Raw genomic sequence first — 13,446 nt, 5'->3', positions numbered from 1 at the left:
ATGTTAGATGTCAATAGACATCGAAGGTTAGATGTCAAAGTTTTTGATCATCAACTACACGGTTCAGGAGCGTGGGCCATGGCCAGCTGGAAAGAGCAACTCGCATTCGCGCCGTTGGAGACTGCTGAGCGTGGCGAGGAGATCGCCCTTCGACTCCGTCATGCGATTGAGCTGGGCGTGCTCGAGGACGGGGCCCAGCTTCCCAGTGAAAGCGAGCTGGCGGCAAGGATGCGCGTCTCCACCATGACCCTGCGAACCGCCCTCGCCGAGCTTCGTCATCTGGGTCTTCTGGAAACACGACGCGGCAAGGGCGGTGGAAGCTTCGTGAGGGCGGGCACCGGAGATCTGGCCAGGGCCCACCGGGAAGCCCTCGCCGCCTACTCCCTCGAGGATCTGCGCGACATCCGGGAATACCGGGCCTTCCTGGCAGGGTCGGCCGCCACGGTGGCGGCCGGCCGGTCGCAGCAGATCGCCATCGGGCGCCTCGCGTCGATGGCCACGACGATCGAGACCGCGCAGACACCGGCCGAAATGATGCGGGCGGACAGCCGGTTCCACATCGAGCTTGCGGCCACATCGGGGTCCGTCCTGTTCACCCGCCAGGAGATGAGGATGCAGGCCGAGGTCGGGGCATTGGTATGGGCCGGGGCTGCTGACCGCCGGCGCGCGGCCGCGAAAGAGCACGCGATGATCGTGGACGCAATCCGGGCCGGGGACACCATCCAGGCGCGTTCCCTGGCCGAACAGCATGTCCGCCAAGACATGAACCGCCTCATCGACCTGAGGATGTCCATGGAACCTCCGCCACCAGGCACACCGCCCGGAAGCGAGGGCGTCGATAGCGCAGTTTCCGCCGTCGAATCGTTCGCTGCGAGCCTCGAAGGGACCGCAGCAGCGTCGATCCGGACTGTCGAGGAAGCCGCCCAAGCCGACCTTGACCGCGCACGGAGCGGCAGGCTGGATGAATTGGAGAGCGTCTATGACGTAGCGCGCCAGAATCTGAAGGCCATGCCGGCACTGTACGGGACGGGATTCATCGCCGATCCGTCCTTCTTCGGCAAACCAGGTTCCATCTGGTGCTACCTCCCGTCGGGCCCGGAATCGCCGCAGCGGTTCGAATTCGAAGTGGGTCCGGAGTTCTATGACTACTCGACGACACCATGGTGGCCTACGCACGAGGCCGATGACACGATCCACACCACCTACGCCTACATCGACGCCCTCGGAACCAACGAGCACGTCGTCACCTTCGCCAAACGTGTCGCGAGGGCGGGCAGGATGGCAGGCGTGGCTGCCGTAGACGTTCTCGTCAGCCGCCTCCAGACTGAATTCGCCCCGTTCCTTCGGTCCTTGCCGCCAAACACATGCATCGTGGACCAGAACGACGTCATTCTCGCAACCAACACGGCCAGCCTCGTCGGTGGAACCCTTTCCCCATACCAACAGGCTGAACGGAGAATCGCTCTCCCAGCGCTCCCGTGGAGTCTCTGCCTCGCAGTAAGCACCGGACAGAACGCCGCTGATGCATCCCGCTGAACCGTCGCCTGCTCCACCCGTGCCTGTCAAGCACCGTTACAGGTAGTCCGCAGCCCGTTCCCGTGCGATCTCCAGCAAAGTTGATTGGAAGGCTACCTCCGCCGGGGCGTAGACCTTGTCCTGGCGCTGGGCCAGCAACACCCGCCGGAGTGGTGCATCGGGGCCAAGGCTGATGACCCGGACATCCGGGTGCTGCAGGGCGACTGCGGTCTTGGGCACCATAGCTACTCCCATGCCGACACTGACCATGGCCTGGGCTTCCTGGTAATCGTTGGCCAGGAAGCCGATGGTCGGTTCAAAGCCAGCAGCATGGGCGGAGCGTTGCAGCACTTCCACCACGGGGTGGGCCTCAGCGCGGACTATCCATGATTCCTTGCGCAATTCCTCCATCCGGATCTCTTCCCGGTCGGCGAGTGGATGACTGCGCGATACCAGGAGCACGGTGCTTTCCTGAAAAACCTCTGTCAAGCGGATGCTGTCATCGTGGAAGCGATTCCAAGGATAGTCCCAGAGCAAGCACAGGCCGGTGAGTCCGGACTGGAGGTCATTGACGAGTTCTTCGAAGCGGGCGCTCCGCAAGGACAGGCCGATGGCGGGGTACCTCTTCTTGAAAGCCCGGATCACCAAGGGGAGGAACGAACCGGCAAGAGTGGGGAAGGTGCCTACGGCCAGCGAACCTCTCCTTAGTCCCGCGATTTGCTGGAGGTCGGCCTGGGCGGCTTTCATCTGTCCGACGATCTTTCGTGCGTGACCGGCCAGAACCTGACCTGCCTCCGTTGGCACCACGCCACGGGAACGCCGGTTCAGCAATGGCTGGCCGACTTCCTGCTCAAGCTTCCTGAGTTGTTGGGAAACAGCGGAGGGGGTGTACAACATCAGCTCGGCAGCAGCCGTGATGGACCCTTGCTCCACGACTTCGACCAGCAAGGCCAGGCGACGGATATCGAAAAGACTTGCGTGGTCGTCGTTTAGCAATTCTTCACCCTTCAGTACGAATGGTTAATTCTATGCATGCTTCCCGAGAAAGCCGCCAATACTGGCGACGCGCAGCATGATTTCCCTAGCTTCGGTGATCAATCTCGCCTCTCAAACACAGTGAATGAAGCATTTCTACATCCCCCGCTAGATATCCAACATTGTCTTCATTTGTGATGTGGCTCAATCTCGAAGTATCCCCTTCAACATTTGGGGCCTCGGAGAGCAAGGACGAGATCATGAAGATCGACGCGGAATGGATGCGCGGTGGCACCAGTAAATGCTGGGTGTTCGAAACGGCGCATCTGGAAGAGACCCAAACGAGCCCGGACGTATTACTTCCGCGGCTCTTTGGCAGTCCCGACCACCGGCAGATCGACGGCGTTGGCGGGGCAACCTCAACAACCAGCAAGGCCATGATCCTCAACCGACCCCTCGGCGAGGATGTCGACGTCGAGTTCACCTTCGCGCAAGTCGGCATTGAAGAAGCAGCAGTGGATTGGGGCAGCAACTGCGGCAACTGCTCGGCAGTGGTCGGTCTTTACGCCATCGAAAAAGGCTGGGTGGTGCCTACAGGCGACGTCACCCGGATCGTTACACGCAACACGAACACCGGTCAGATCATCATCCAGCGGGTGGCCACTCCCTCGGGAGCGCTGCCCATCACGCCTCAAGCGCACATGCCGGGGGTACCGTTCCCGGGCTACCAGGTTGGGCTTGGGTTCCAGGATCCTGCGGGCAAGACCACGGGCAGGCTCCTGCCGACCGGGGCGGCCCGCGACACTGTGACTGCCGGCGGGACCCGCTGGACCGTCTCCATGGTCGACGCCGGAGCTCCGGTGGTAATCCTCCGGGCAGAGGATCTCGGCCTTGACCCGGAACGGCACGAAAGCTGGGCCGACGGCGTCGAACTGCAACTGCAAACCCTGGAGCGGATTCGACGTGAAGCCGCCGTCCGGATGGGACTGGCGGCAACCGCCGACGACGCGGCGCGCGCCGTGCCCAAGGTCGCGATTGTTGCTCCCCCCGCCCGGTCCGACCGGGAAAGCGACGTCAGCGTCATGATGCTCTCCATGGGCAAGCCACACCCGGCCCTGGCAATCACCGGAAGCATCGCCCTGACACTCGCCGCCCGCACCCCGGGCACCGTCATGAACGACTTCATGAGCAACAATCTTCAACCCACCCTGCGGCTGCGCACGCCCGCCGGAGTGATTGAAACCTGGAGCGAGGAACGGGACGGATCCCAGTTCGTCGGCGTGGACCGAACAGCCCGCACCATCGCTTCCACCACCATCCACCTCCCCGAGGTCGTCGGCAGCACCGTCGGCGCCTCCCTCGCCAGCGCTACTCGATGAAGAGAGAGCATCATGACTAAGACCGCAGAAAAAACCACACCCGGCACCACCCTTGAAGACCGCTCCCGGCGGACCAAGCGCCGCCGTCGTATCCTGCTGGTGACGGCAGCTGCCATCACTGTCCTGGGCTTGATCGCCCTCCTGTTCGGTGGTGTCCTGGGCAACCCAACGGCTGCCTCGGAATCGGAGCCGACCATGACCGCCACGCAGATCATCCCGCTCGTCATCCTTGTGGTGATGTTCGTGGTTGCCACGAAGTGGCCTTTGAACATCGGTGTGATGGGACTTGTTGCTTCCTTCGGCGTAGGCTACTTCGTCCTAGGAATGAGCGACAAGCAGATTCTGGACGAGTTCCCGGCGACTATCGTCCTGACGATCATCGGCGTCACCTACTTCTTCAGCATGGCCCAGCGGAACGGCTCGATCGACATCATTGTGCAGACCTGCGTCCGCATGGTGAGGGGAAAAACCATGCTGCTGCCATGGGTGTTCTTCCTCATGGCTGCGGCCCTGACTTCACTCGGCACCTTCAGCCCGGCCGCAGTGGCCCTGCTGGCGCCGGCAGCCCTCGGACTTGCCTACGAGTCGCGGATCCACCCAGTCCTGATGGGCGCCTTCGTCATCAACGGCGCCCATGCCGGCGGCTTCTCGCCGCTCTCCGTTGCCGGCGTGCTGGTCCACGATATCGCCCACAAGAATGGATTTCCCGTCGACCAAGGCGCACTGTTCCTGGCCAGCTTTGCCCTCAATCTCATCCTCTCTGTACTGACCATTGTGGTGTTCGCCCTCTTCGGGAAGCTGCGCGACAAACACGCCAACGAGTACGCCGGGCTGGGCACTCCCCGCATCGGCCGTCCCAACGGACAGCAGATGCTCACCTTGGCCCTGATCCTCGCGATCCTTGTGTGCACGCTGGGCTTCCACATGCCGATCGGATTCGTTGCGCTGTCCGCAGGCCTGCTCCTGGCCTTCGTCAACATCAAGGAACACAAGACCTTCATCGGCGGTGTCTCCTGGTCCACTGTCCTGCTGGTGGCGGGCATGATCACCTATGTCTCCTTGCTCCAGCACGTCGGCGTCATCGACACCCTCGCCGAACAGGCCCTGGCACTCGGCGCGCCGCTGCTGATCGCCCTCGTCCTCTGCTACGTCATCGGTGTCGGATCCGCGTTCGCGTCCTCCACCGCCCTGCTGACCGCGTTCATTCCCCTGGCCGGTCCCCTGCTGGCAAGCAGTTCGCTGAGCGCCTCGGGAACTGTCGCCGCCCTGTCCATTGCCGCCACCGTGGTGGACGTCTCGCCCTTCTCAACGGACGGAGCGCTCGTCGTGGCCAATGCACGCGACGCCGACCGGCAGCGGGTCTACCGCCAGCTCATGGCGTACGCAGGCGGCGTTGTTCTCGTCGCGCCGGCGCTGGCCTGGGCCCTGCTGGTGCCGACGGGCATCATGTAGCCGGCACAAGACCGTCGGACCCGTGTCCGGCAAGCGCACGGGAACCTGCCCTCCGGCGCAACAGGAGACCCGAAAGACGGGCGCAGGAACACCCCGTACGCACCAAAGGCAGGGCGGCTATTCCAGCCGCCCTGCCTTTGCCTTGTCCATGCCTAGCCAGCCACTCCAGCCGGCACCCCGTCAGACCCCGCCCGCCACGAGCGCGTGCTGTTCGTTGTGGGCCAGGTAGCTGCGCTGGATCGAAATCTGGTCGGCAACGTACTTGGCGTCATGCCACACACCCCAGATGAAGCTCGAGCCGCGGCGGGACTGCCAAGGCAGGCCGAGGAAGTAGATGCCGGGCTCGGAAGACACCCCGCGCTGCTGCCGTGGCTTGCCCTTCTCGTCGAACGCGTCCACCTGCAGCCAGCTGTAGTCGACCGCGAAGCCGGTGGCCCAGACGATCGAGCGGATTCCGGCGTCAGCGAGGTCGAGTTCGCGGATCGGTTCGCTCAGGCATTCCGGGTCCGGCCGCATTGTGCGGGCTTCGGGCTCCTCGGGAAGATCGAGGCCGTTGCGCTCGATGTATTCGTCGGCCAGGTCGAGCAACTCCAGGTAATGTGCGTCGCCGTTGGCGACATTGTCGCGGAGGTCCGGACCAAAGCCCATGGTTCCGTTATCGAAGGAAAGGGTCCTGCCGGTGAGCTTGATGCCTTCTTCGGCGAGGGCCCGGAAGTCGACAGTGTGGCCGCCGTCGGCCCCGCTGACAGCGATGGTGACGTGCTCCGCCCCTTGGGCAGGCGTGGAAGCGTCCCACATCCCGAGCACCCCGAGCCACCAGCAGAAGTCACGTCCGCGGTAGCTCCGCGGGGGACGGTCGTGCGGGCCGACCGAAAGGTGCACCTGCCGGCCGGAGCGCTGGATCTCCGCGGCGATCTGCACACCGGAGGAACCGGCCCCCACCACCAGGACGCCGCCGTCGGGCAGCTGTTCCGGATTGCGGTACGCGCTGGAATGGATCTGCACGAGCCCGGCGGCCTCAGGTACGACGGCGGGGATCACCGGTTTCTGGAAAGGTCCCGTTGCGGCGATGACATAGCGGGCGTCGAAGTCGCCGTCGCTTGTCTCCACGTGGAATCCGGGCGCACCGGCCTTCCTGCGCACGGACGTCACCTCGACGCCGCAGCGCACCGGCGCATCGATCTTCGCCGCGTAGGCCTCAAAGTAGTCAGCGACCTGTTCCTTCGAAGCGAAGTCGCCGGGCCCAAGGCCGGTGAACTCCAGCCCGGGAAAGCGGTCATGCCAGGCCGGCCCGTTCGCAACCAGGGAATCCCACCGCATGGAGCGCCACCGCCCGGCAATGCGGTCCCGCTCCAGGACGAGGTGCGAAATTCCGCGGTCGCTCAAATGCTCGCTCATCGCGATCCCGGCCTGACCTGCGCCTACAACGAGGACCTCAACCTCTTGGCTAGCCATGTCAATACTCCTATGTAACTTGACGGGCACGACATCAAAGATCGCGCCCTGGGTGACGGGTTTTACCCATCATCACGCGCCGAATTGCATCTGCATAGCAAATAAAACCGGCCAAGGAAATCTGAATATCCGATGCAGTTCGGGCTCCTTCCGCAAGTGCCATGGGCGACGCGCCCGGCTGCTTCCCGGCGCCCGCTACGCTTGTCCGTATGCAGAGCCGTGAGTGGGAAGAACGCGTCGCCGCCCTATGGGCTTCGCTGGATGACCACGAGCGGGACGACTTCCATTCCGCGATGAAAATGCTCTGCGCGGAACTGCCCGCCGGCACTGCGGACGCCGACTTCGAGCTCGCCGCCGCCTACGATTCGACCGGCTATCCGGAGCGCGCTGTTCCCCTGTACGGCAGGGCACTGGAGGCGGGGCTGGAAGGTGAGCGCCGCCGTCGGGCCGTCATCCAGCTTGCGAGCTCCCTGCGGAACCTGGGCCGGCCGGACATCAGCGTCGCGATGCTCACGGACGAGCGCGGCCGCGGCGAGGACCACCTTTCCGACGCGGTGGACGCCGTTCTGGCCCTTGCCCTCGCCGACACCGGGCGGGAGCGTGAAGGCCTCTCGCTCGCCCTCACGGCGCTGGCACCGCATCTTCCGCGGTACCAGCGCTCGATGAAGAACTACGCCCGGGCCCTGCTGGAAAAGCCGGCGACGACGGACGAAGGCTGAAGCCCGGGATCAGCGGTTCATTTCGCAGGCCGGCGGGGTCCCGTGCCGCCCTTTCGGGCGTTGCGGATCCTGACTCTTACAAGCAGGATGGCCAATGCCGTGATCCATGCCGGCAGGAGGAGAAACGCAAGGATTCCGCCGAGCCCGGTGGCGAATCCGCCCGCATTCACATAGCCCGTCAGCCCTATCCACCAGCTGAGTAGGGCAACGAAAGCACAGATCCCCGTGAGGGTGCCGCGCAGTTCCTCGCGGCCGATCAGCCTCCAATGATCATGCCGCTCAACCATGCCGACCGCCTTGCCATGGCCCGGATGAGCCCGGGCCCGATGAAATCAGGACAGCACAGATCCGGGACATTTACGAGGGGCGGCACCTCGGCTTCGGCATGCCTACCGCCCCGTCACGCGAACCGCGCCAGCGGGTTCTTCAGGCGGCCGGCCATCTGCAGCCCGCCCGAAGGATCACTGAGGTCCAGCATGCGCTGGTTGTTGCGCAGCTGCAGACGGTTCAGGCAGGACAGCTCGAAGTCCGGGGCGAAGAGATCGTGCATGGCGAACTGCTCCGCCAGTTCCGGGTGCCGCCCCTGGTATTCGCGTACGACGCCGGCCGTCACCTTCCAGAACTCGTCCTCCCCAAGCGTTCCGTCCTCCGCGAGGATTGCCGACAGGAAGCGGAAGATGCAGTCGAAGACGTCCGTGAAGATGGCCAGGACCATCTCCTCGGCGGGGATGTCGGCCTTGATGCGGGAGATTTCCTCCGGCAGTTCGAGCCGCTCCCCCATCACCACGATTTCCTCGCCGATGTCCTTCATGATGGCGCGGACGGGCACGCCGTTTTCCAGTACCAGGATGACGTTCTCGCCGTGCGGCATGAAGGCCAGTTCGTATTCGAAAAGGCAGTGGATCAGCGGGACCAGGTAGGCCTCGAGGTAGTGCCGCAGCCACTCCGCGGGCTCCAGTCCGGAGCGTTTGATGAGCGCCGAGGCCATGGAGCCGCCGTCGGGGTCCACATGCAGCAGCGAGGCCATCGTCGCCAGTTGCTGCCCGTTCTCCAGCAGGGGCAAGGGACTTTCCCTCCACAGGGCGGAAAGCATCTTGCGGTACGCCGAGCCCTTGGCCGAAGCGGCCTCGTAGTAGTGGTTGTGGTAGCCGATCGCCGCAGACTCGCGGATCACGGCCAGGCCGCGTTCCTGCAGTTCGGGGTCGCGTGCGATGAGCTCCTGCAGCCAGTCGTTGATCGCCGGGGTGGCTTTCATGTATTGCGGCGAGAGGCCGCGCATGAAGCCCATGTTCAGCACGGACATGGCCGTTTTGACGTAGCTCTTATTTGGCGCACTCGTGTTAAAAAACGTGCGGATGGACTGCTGCGCCTGGTAGGCGTCAGGTCCCGCGCCGAGGTGGACGATGTGCCGTTGGGCGATCTCCGCCGCGAACGTCACGGCGAGTTTGTTCTCCCACTGCCAGGGGTGCACCGGCATGAGGAGGTAGTCCTGCGGGTTCAGGCCCCACGCGGAAAGCTCCGCATCGAAACAGGCCAGGATATCTGGGCCAAGTTCGGCCTCAAAATGGGCACGGTAGCCCAGGCCGGCGCTGGAGGTGAACACGGCCTTGCTGCGGTGCGCCGCGACCCACTGCAGCTGCACGGCCGCACCGCTTTCCGGGGCGAAGGCGTGGTAGTCCGCGATCCCGAAGCCCAGCCGGCCGTTGTTGGCCACGAAGCACGGGTGCCCTTCGCTCATGGTGCGTTCAATCGCCTGGAAGTCGGCTGCGACGTCCGCCCCGCCCGTGATGCCGGCCGCGAGCTCCGCCGCGCGCAGGGGGTTGCCCTGCTTGTAGGCATGGCCGGCGAGGGTGCTGCTGATTTCCTCCAGGTAGACCGGAAGCTGTTCCTCGCGGATGGCCAGGGTGTCGCGGAATTCGGTGATGAAGTCCAGGGCGTCGAGCGGCAGCTCGCTGGGCCCGTCTCCGTGTCCGCCCTCCCCCACCGCAACCGGCCCATGGGACGTCCGGGTGATCGATTCCGCCGGGATGCTCCAGTGGTCCAGCTCCAGGACGGTCGCCTCGAAGCGGTACTCCACCGCGGCGTCGTCGCTCACCAGGCGGTACAGCCCGACGCCGGCGCCGGCCCCGTTGCCCGCTGCGTGCTGCAGCAGGTCCGGCACCAGGATGCGCTCATGGGAGAACTCCGCGATGGCCTTGCGGACCAGGTGGCGGTTGGCGGCCGCCCAGCGTTCGGGGTTCAGGTGCTCCACTGAAGCGGTGTCCCGGGTTGTCTCTTCAAGAATGCTGGTCATCGGCTCTCTCCTGCTGGTTCGGCAATGGGTTCGCGTGCGGTCCCGCCGGAGCGGCGGCAAGAACGGGAGTCAGGGTCGCGAGGAATTCGGCCCGCGTACAGAAGCTGAGGAGGGCTTCCTTATGGTTTTCGGAGGGGCTGTTCTCCTGGGCAGGCACGGCGGGCAGCGTCACCACCCGCTCGGGCCGGAAGCCCACCCGTTCGTTGAGCATGTGGATCTTGTGGTTCCGGGCGTCGGGCTCGACGACCACCCGTTCGACCCACGGGTCCTCGAACAGGTACGCCATCACGGACTGCATGACGGCGGTGGTGAAGCCGGTCCGGGGGCCGCCGGAGGGCGGGGCTACGAGCAGGTGCATGCCGATGTCCCACGGCTGCACCTCGTAGACGTCCGCCAGAGGTGATTCGCCCGGCAGGTACCGCTCCATGAGGAAGGCGGGGACGCCGTCGTCGAGCCCCAGGAACGCCTGGTGGTGTCCGGTTGCCGCGATCCGCGAGTATTCCTCCACAACGTCCTGGACTGTGGAGGACAACATGCCCCAGAAGCGGGCGTACGGCCGGCTCACCCAGCTGTGGAGGAGAGGTGCGTCGGCGACCGGGTCGACGGGGCGGAAGGTGAAGCTCATGCGTTCACCGCCACCGGCGAGTCGGCCATGACAGGTGCCCCGAACTGCTGGAAGGCGATGCTGCGTTCGATCGGGTAGACCTCGCGGCCGGTGATTTCGCGCAGGATCCAGGAGTTGCGGTGCGCGGCCATGCCGAGATCCGGCGTCACGAAGCCGTGGGTGTGCAGTTCGGCGTTCTGGACGAAGATTTCGCCGGGTTCGACGCCGGTGCTGTAGTTGCGCGCGACGTCGAACCGTCCGCGGTAGTCGCGCCGGATGCGGTCCTCGATGCCGGTCAGGAAGCCGGGTTCCTGATACTTGTAGCCGGTGGCGAGGATGACGGCCTCGGAGTCCAAGCTGAAGTCCCGGCCGTGTTCTTCATGGCGCAGTTCCAGGGTGTGGGTGCCCTTGTCGGCGTCCCAGCCAGCGGCGTTGAGGGAGGAGTGCGTGAAGAGCTGCGTGTCCACCATGCCGGAGAGGCTCTTCGTATAGAGGAGGTCGTAGATCTCCTCGATCAGGTCCGAGTTGATGCCCTTGTACAGGTTCTTCTGGCTGTCGATCAGCGAATCCCGCTGCCCAGCCGGGAGGGAGTGAAAGTAGTCCACATACTCCGGGGACGTCATCTCCAGGGTGAGCTTGGTGTACTCCAGCGGGAAGAAGCGACCCGAACGCGTCACCCAGTTCAGCTGGTAGCCGTGCACGTCGATTTCCTGGAGCAACTCGTAATAGATCTCCGCGGCGCTCTGGCCGCTGCCGACGATGGTGATGCTGCCCTTGGCCTGCAGCTCACTCTTCCTCGACAGGTATTCGGCGTTGTGGAGGACAAGTCCGCCCGCCCTGTCGTCTGACACTATCCCTGCACAGGCTGCCGGAATGTACGGGCTGGTGCCCGTCCCGAGCACCAGCCGCCGCGCCCGCAGCACCTCCTCGCCTTCCGGACCCTGCACGGAAAGGGTGTACACGCCGTCGTCGTAGGAAACATCCAGCACATCCGCGCTAAAACGCACGGAGTCCAGCTGGCCGGCCACCCACTGGCAGTACTGATTGAACTCGGCGCGCAGCGGATAGAAGTTCTCCCGGATGTAGAAGCGGTACAGCCGGCCGGTCTGCTTGAGGAAGTTCAGGAAGGAAAACTTCGACTTCGGATCGGCCAGAGTGACCAGGTCCGCAATAAAGGGAACCTGCAGGTGCGCCGGCTCCAGCATCATGCCCGGGTGCCAGTCGAAGGACTCCCGGCGTTCAAGGAAGACGGCGTCCAGGCCGTCGATCGGCTCGCTCAGGGCGGCCAGGCCCAGGTTGAAGGGCCCGAGGCCGATGCCGGCGAGGTCGTAGATGCGGCCGGAATCCGGGGCGGCGTCCGTGGTGCTCATGCTGCGTTGCCCTTGCTGTCGGTGCTGGTGTTGTTGCCCGGGGTGGCGAGCAGGCCGGCGCCGGTGCGGCGCAGGAGCTCGATGATTTCGCGGATGTCGTTCCGGCTCGCCTCGGCGTTGAGGAGGGTGAGCTTCAGGTAGTGGTGCCCGTCCACCTTCGTGCCGGCCACCACGGCCTCCCCGGAGGCGAAGACGGCGGCGCGGATGGCGGGGTTGAGCCGGTCGGCGGCGGCCTCGTCGAGACGGACGCTTTCAACAACAGGCCGGTAGCGGAACACGATGGTGCTCAGCCGGGGCTCGGCGGCGAGCTCGAAGTCCGGGTCCTCGGCCAGCAGCGCGCCGACCCGGCCGGTAAGGTCGATGGCTTCGTCGAACAGGGCTCCGATGGCGTTGGCGCCCATGGTGCGCAGGGTCAGCCACAGCTTCAGGGCGTCGAAGCGGCGCGTGGTCTGGATGCTCTTGTCCACCTGGTTTGGGACCTGGGCCTTGGCGGCGCTCTCCGGGTTGAGGTAGTCCGCGTAGTAGGTGACATGGCGCAGCAGGGCGCCGTCGCGGAGCAGCACGGCGCTGGAACTCACGGGCTGGAAGAAGGTCTTGTGGTAGTCCACGGTCACGGAGTCGGCCAGGTGGGTTCCCTCGATCAGGTGGCGGTGACGGTTGGAGACCAGCAGGCCGCCACCGTAGGCGGCATCGACGTGCAGCCAGGAGTCGTAGGCGCGGGCCAGGGCCGCGAGCTCTGCGAGCGGGTCGATCGCACCGAAGTCCGTGGTCCCGGCGGTGGCGACGACCGCCATCGGCACCAGGCCGGCGTCGTGCGTTTCGGCAAGGGCGGCGGCCAGCGCCGCGGGGTCCATGCGGCGGTCCGCGGCGGTCGGGACGGCCACGACGGCGTCGAAACCGAGGCCCAGCATGGAAGCCGACTTCTGGATGCTGAAGTGGCTGTCCTCCGAGGTGAAGATGCGCAGCCGGTCCAGCAGTTGCGGGAGGCGCGCGTCGCCTTCGGGGTTGGCGGCACGGAGTTTGGCGACGGCATGGTTGCGGGCGATCAGGAGGGCCTGGAGGTTGGACTGGCTGCCGCCGGAGGTGAACACGCCGTCGGCAGCATCGCCGAAGCCGAGGCGTTCGGCGGTCCAGTCGATGAGGCGGCGCTCGATCATGGTGGCGCCGGCACTCTGGTCCCAGGTGTCCATCGAGGAGTTGACGGCCGAGAGCACGGCTTCGCCAACCAAGGCCGGGATCACCACCGGGCAATTCAGGTGCGCGGCGTAGCGGGAGTCATGGAAATAGATGGCGTCCTTGAGGTAAAGCTCGTCGAGCTCCTCGAGGGCGGCGGCGGTGTCCCGGAGCGGGCGGCTGAGGTCGACGGCGTCCACTTTCGCCTTGAGCCCTGCATGCCCGACGCCGGTGAACGGCCGGTCGGTCCGCTGAACCTTGGTGGCCACGGCGTTGACACCCTGTAGCACCTGCGCGACGTAACTGGGCGAGTTCCGCGCATTGAAAAGCTGATTGGTGGCCGCGAGGGCAAGCTCCACGCTGGACCCGAAGTCCCCTTCCGGGGCGGTCCCGTCCTCGGCACCGGGCTCTTCGCTGGGCTCGGTTTCATTGGGCCGGACTTCCATGCTGGGCGACGTCACGTCGGCCTCCTTCCGCTGGGTTCGAACAAATGCCCTCGCAACACTCGGTG

Annotated in this window: 11 protein-coding genes; 4 read left to right on the top strand and 7 right to left on the bottom strand. The window is 65.2% G+C overall.

Annotated features, from left to right (window positions below; genetic code table 11):
• The first annotated feature begins 78 nt into the window (after nucleotides 1-78).
• Nucleotides 79-1,536: a GntR family transcriptional regulator gene (locus ACNQPB_RS06520; RefSeq protein WP_498750136.1), complete on the top strand. Its 1,458-nt coding sequence runs from the start codon at nucleotides 79-81 to the stop codon at nucleotides 1,534-1,536.
• 36 nt (nucleotides 1,537-1,572) lie between these two features.
• Here ACNQPB_RS06520 and ACNQPB_RS06515 read toward each other — a convergent pair whose 3' ends face one another.
• On the bottom strand, nucleotides 1,573-2,511 hold the full coding sequence (locus ACNQPB_RS06515; protein WP_498750135.1) for a LysR family transcriptional regulator: 939 nt from the start codon (nucleotides 2,509-2,511) through the stop codon (nucleotides 1,573-1,575).
• Nucleotides 2,512-2,750: 239 nt separating this feature from the next.
• Here ACNQPB_RS06515 and ACNQPB_RS06510 point away from each other — a divergent pair, with 239 nt between their 5' ends.
• Nucleotides 2,751-3,869, top strand: coding sequence for a PrpF domain-containing protein (locus ACNQPB_RS06510; RefSeq protein ID WP_498750134.1), 1,119 nt, complete (start codon nucleotides 2,751-2,753; stop codon nucleotides 3,867-3,869).
• Between the two features lie 12 nt (nucleotides 3,870-3,881).
• Entirely contained in the window at nucleotides 3,882-5,321 is a 1,440-nt protein-coding gene (locus ACNQPB_RS06505) for an SLC13 family permease (RefSeq protein WP_498750132.1), read from the top strand.
• Between the two features lie 180 nt (nucleotides 5,322-5,501).
• Here ACNQPB_RS06505 and ACNQPB_RS06500 read toward each other — a convergent pair whose 3' ends face one another.
• Entirely contained in the window at nucleotides 5,502-6,776 is a 1,275-nt protein-coding gene (locus tag ACNQPB_RS06500; protein ID WP_498750131.1) for a flavin-containing monooxygenase, read from the bottom strand.
• A 209-nt stretch (nucleotides 6,777-6,985) separates the two neighbouring features.
• Here ACNQPB_RS06500 and ACNQPB_RS06495 point away from each other — a divergent pair, with 209 nt between their 5' ends.
• The gene (locus tag ACNQPB_RS06495) at nucleotides 6,986-7,495 is read left to right on the top strand and encodes a tetratricopeptide repeat protein (protein ID WP_498750129.1); all 510 of its coding nucleotides are present in this window, start codon (nucleotides 6,986-6,988) and stop codon (nucleotides 7,493-7,495) included.
• A 17-nt stretch (nucleotides 7,496-7,512) separates the two neighbouring features.
• Here ACNQPB_RS06495 and ACNQPB_RS06490 read toward each other — a convergent pair whose 3' ends face one another.
• From ACNQPB_RS06490 to ACNQPB_RS06470, 5 genes are all read right to left on the bottom strand, one after another.
• The gene (locus tag ACNQPB_RS06490) at nucleotides 7,513-7,782 is read right to left on the bottom strand and encodes a hypothetical protein (protein ID WP_498750127.1); all 270 of its coding nucleotides are present in this window, start codon (nucleotides 7,780-7,782) and stop codon (nucleotides 7,513-7,515) included.
• A gap of 113 nt (nucleotides 7,783-7,895) precedes the next feature.
• Nucleotides 7,896-9,788, bottom strand: coding sequence for an IucA/IucC family protein (locus ACNQPB_RS06485; RefSeq protein ID WP_498750125.1), 1,893 nt, complete (start codon nucleotides 9,786-9,788; stop codon nucleotides 7,896-7,898).
• Nucleotides 9,772-10,413: a GNAT family N-acetyltransferase gene (locus ACNQPB_RS06480; RefSeq protein ID WP_498750124.1), complete on the bottom strand. Its 642-nt coding sequence runs from the start codon at nucleotides 10,411-10,413 to the stop codon at nucleotides 9,772-9,774. The genes ACNQPB_RS06485 and ACNQPB_RS06480 overlap by 17 nt, the downstream gene beginning before the upstream one ends.
• On the bottom strand, nucleotides 10,410-11,762 hold the full coding sequence (locus ACNQPB_RS06475) for a lysine N(6)-hydroxylase/L-ornithine N(5)-oxygenase family protein (protein ID WP_498750122.1): 1,353 nt from the start codon (nucleotides 11,760-11,762) through the stop codon (nucleotides 10,410-10,412). The genes ACNQPB_RS06480 and ACNQPB_RS06475 overlap by 4 nt, the downstream gene beginning before the upstream one ends.
• A complete protein-coding gene (locus ACNQPB_RS06470; RefSeq protein ID WP_498750717.1) occupies nucleotides 11,759-13,381 on the bottom strand; it encodes a pyridoxal phosphate-dependent decarboxylase family protein in 1,623 nt (540 codons plus the stop codon). Before ACNQPB_RS06470 ends, ACNQPB_RS06475 begins: the two co-directional genes overlap by 4 nt.
• Nucleotides 13,382-13,446 lie beyond the last annotated feature (65 nt).

The organism is Curtobacterium sp. LFS079 (assembly GCF_047977865.1).
Classification (GTDB): domain Bacteria; phylum Actinomycetota; class Actinomycetes; order Actinomycetales; family Micrococcaceae; genus Arthrobacter.
This window is presented reverse-complemented; position numbering and strand designations above follow the sequence as displayed.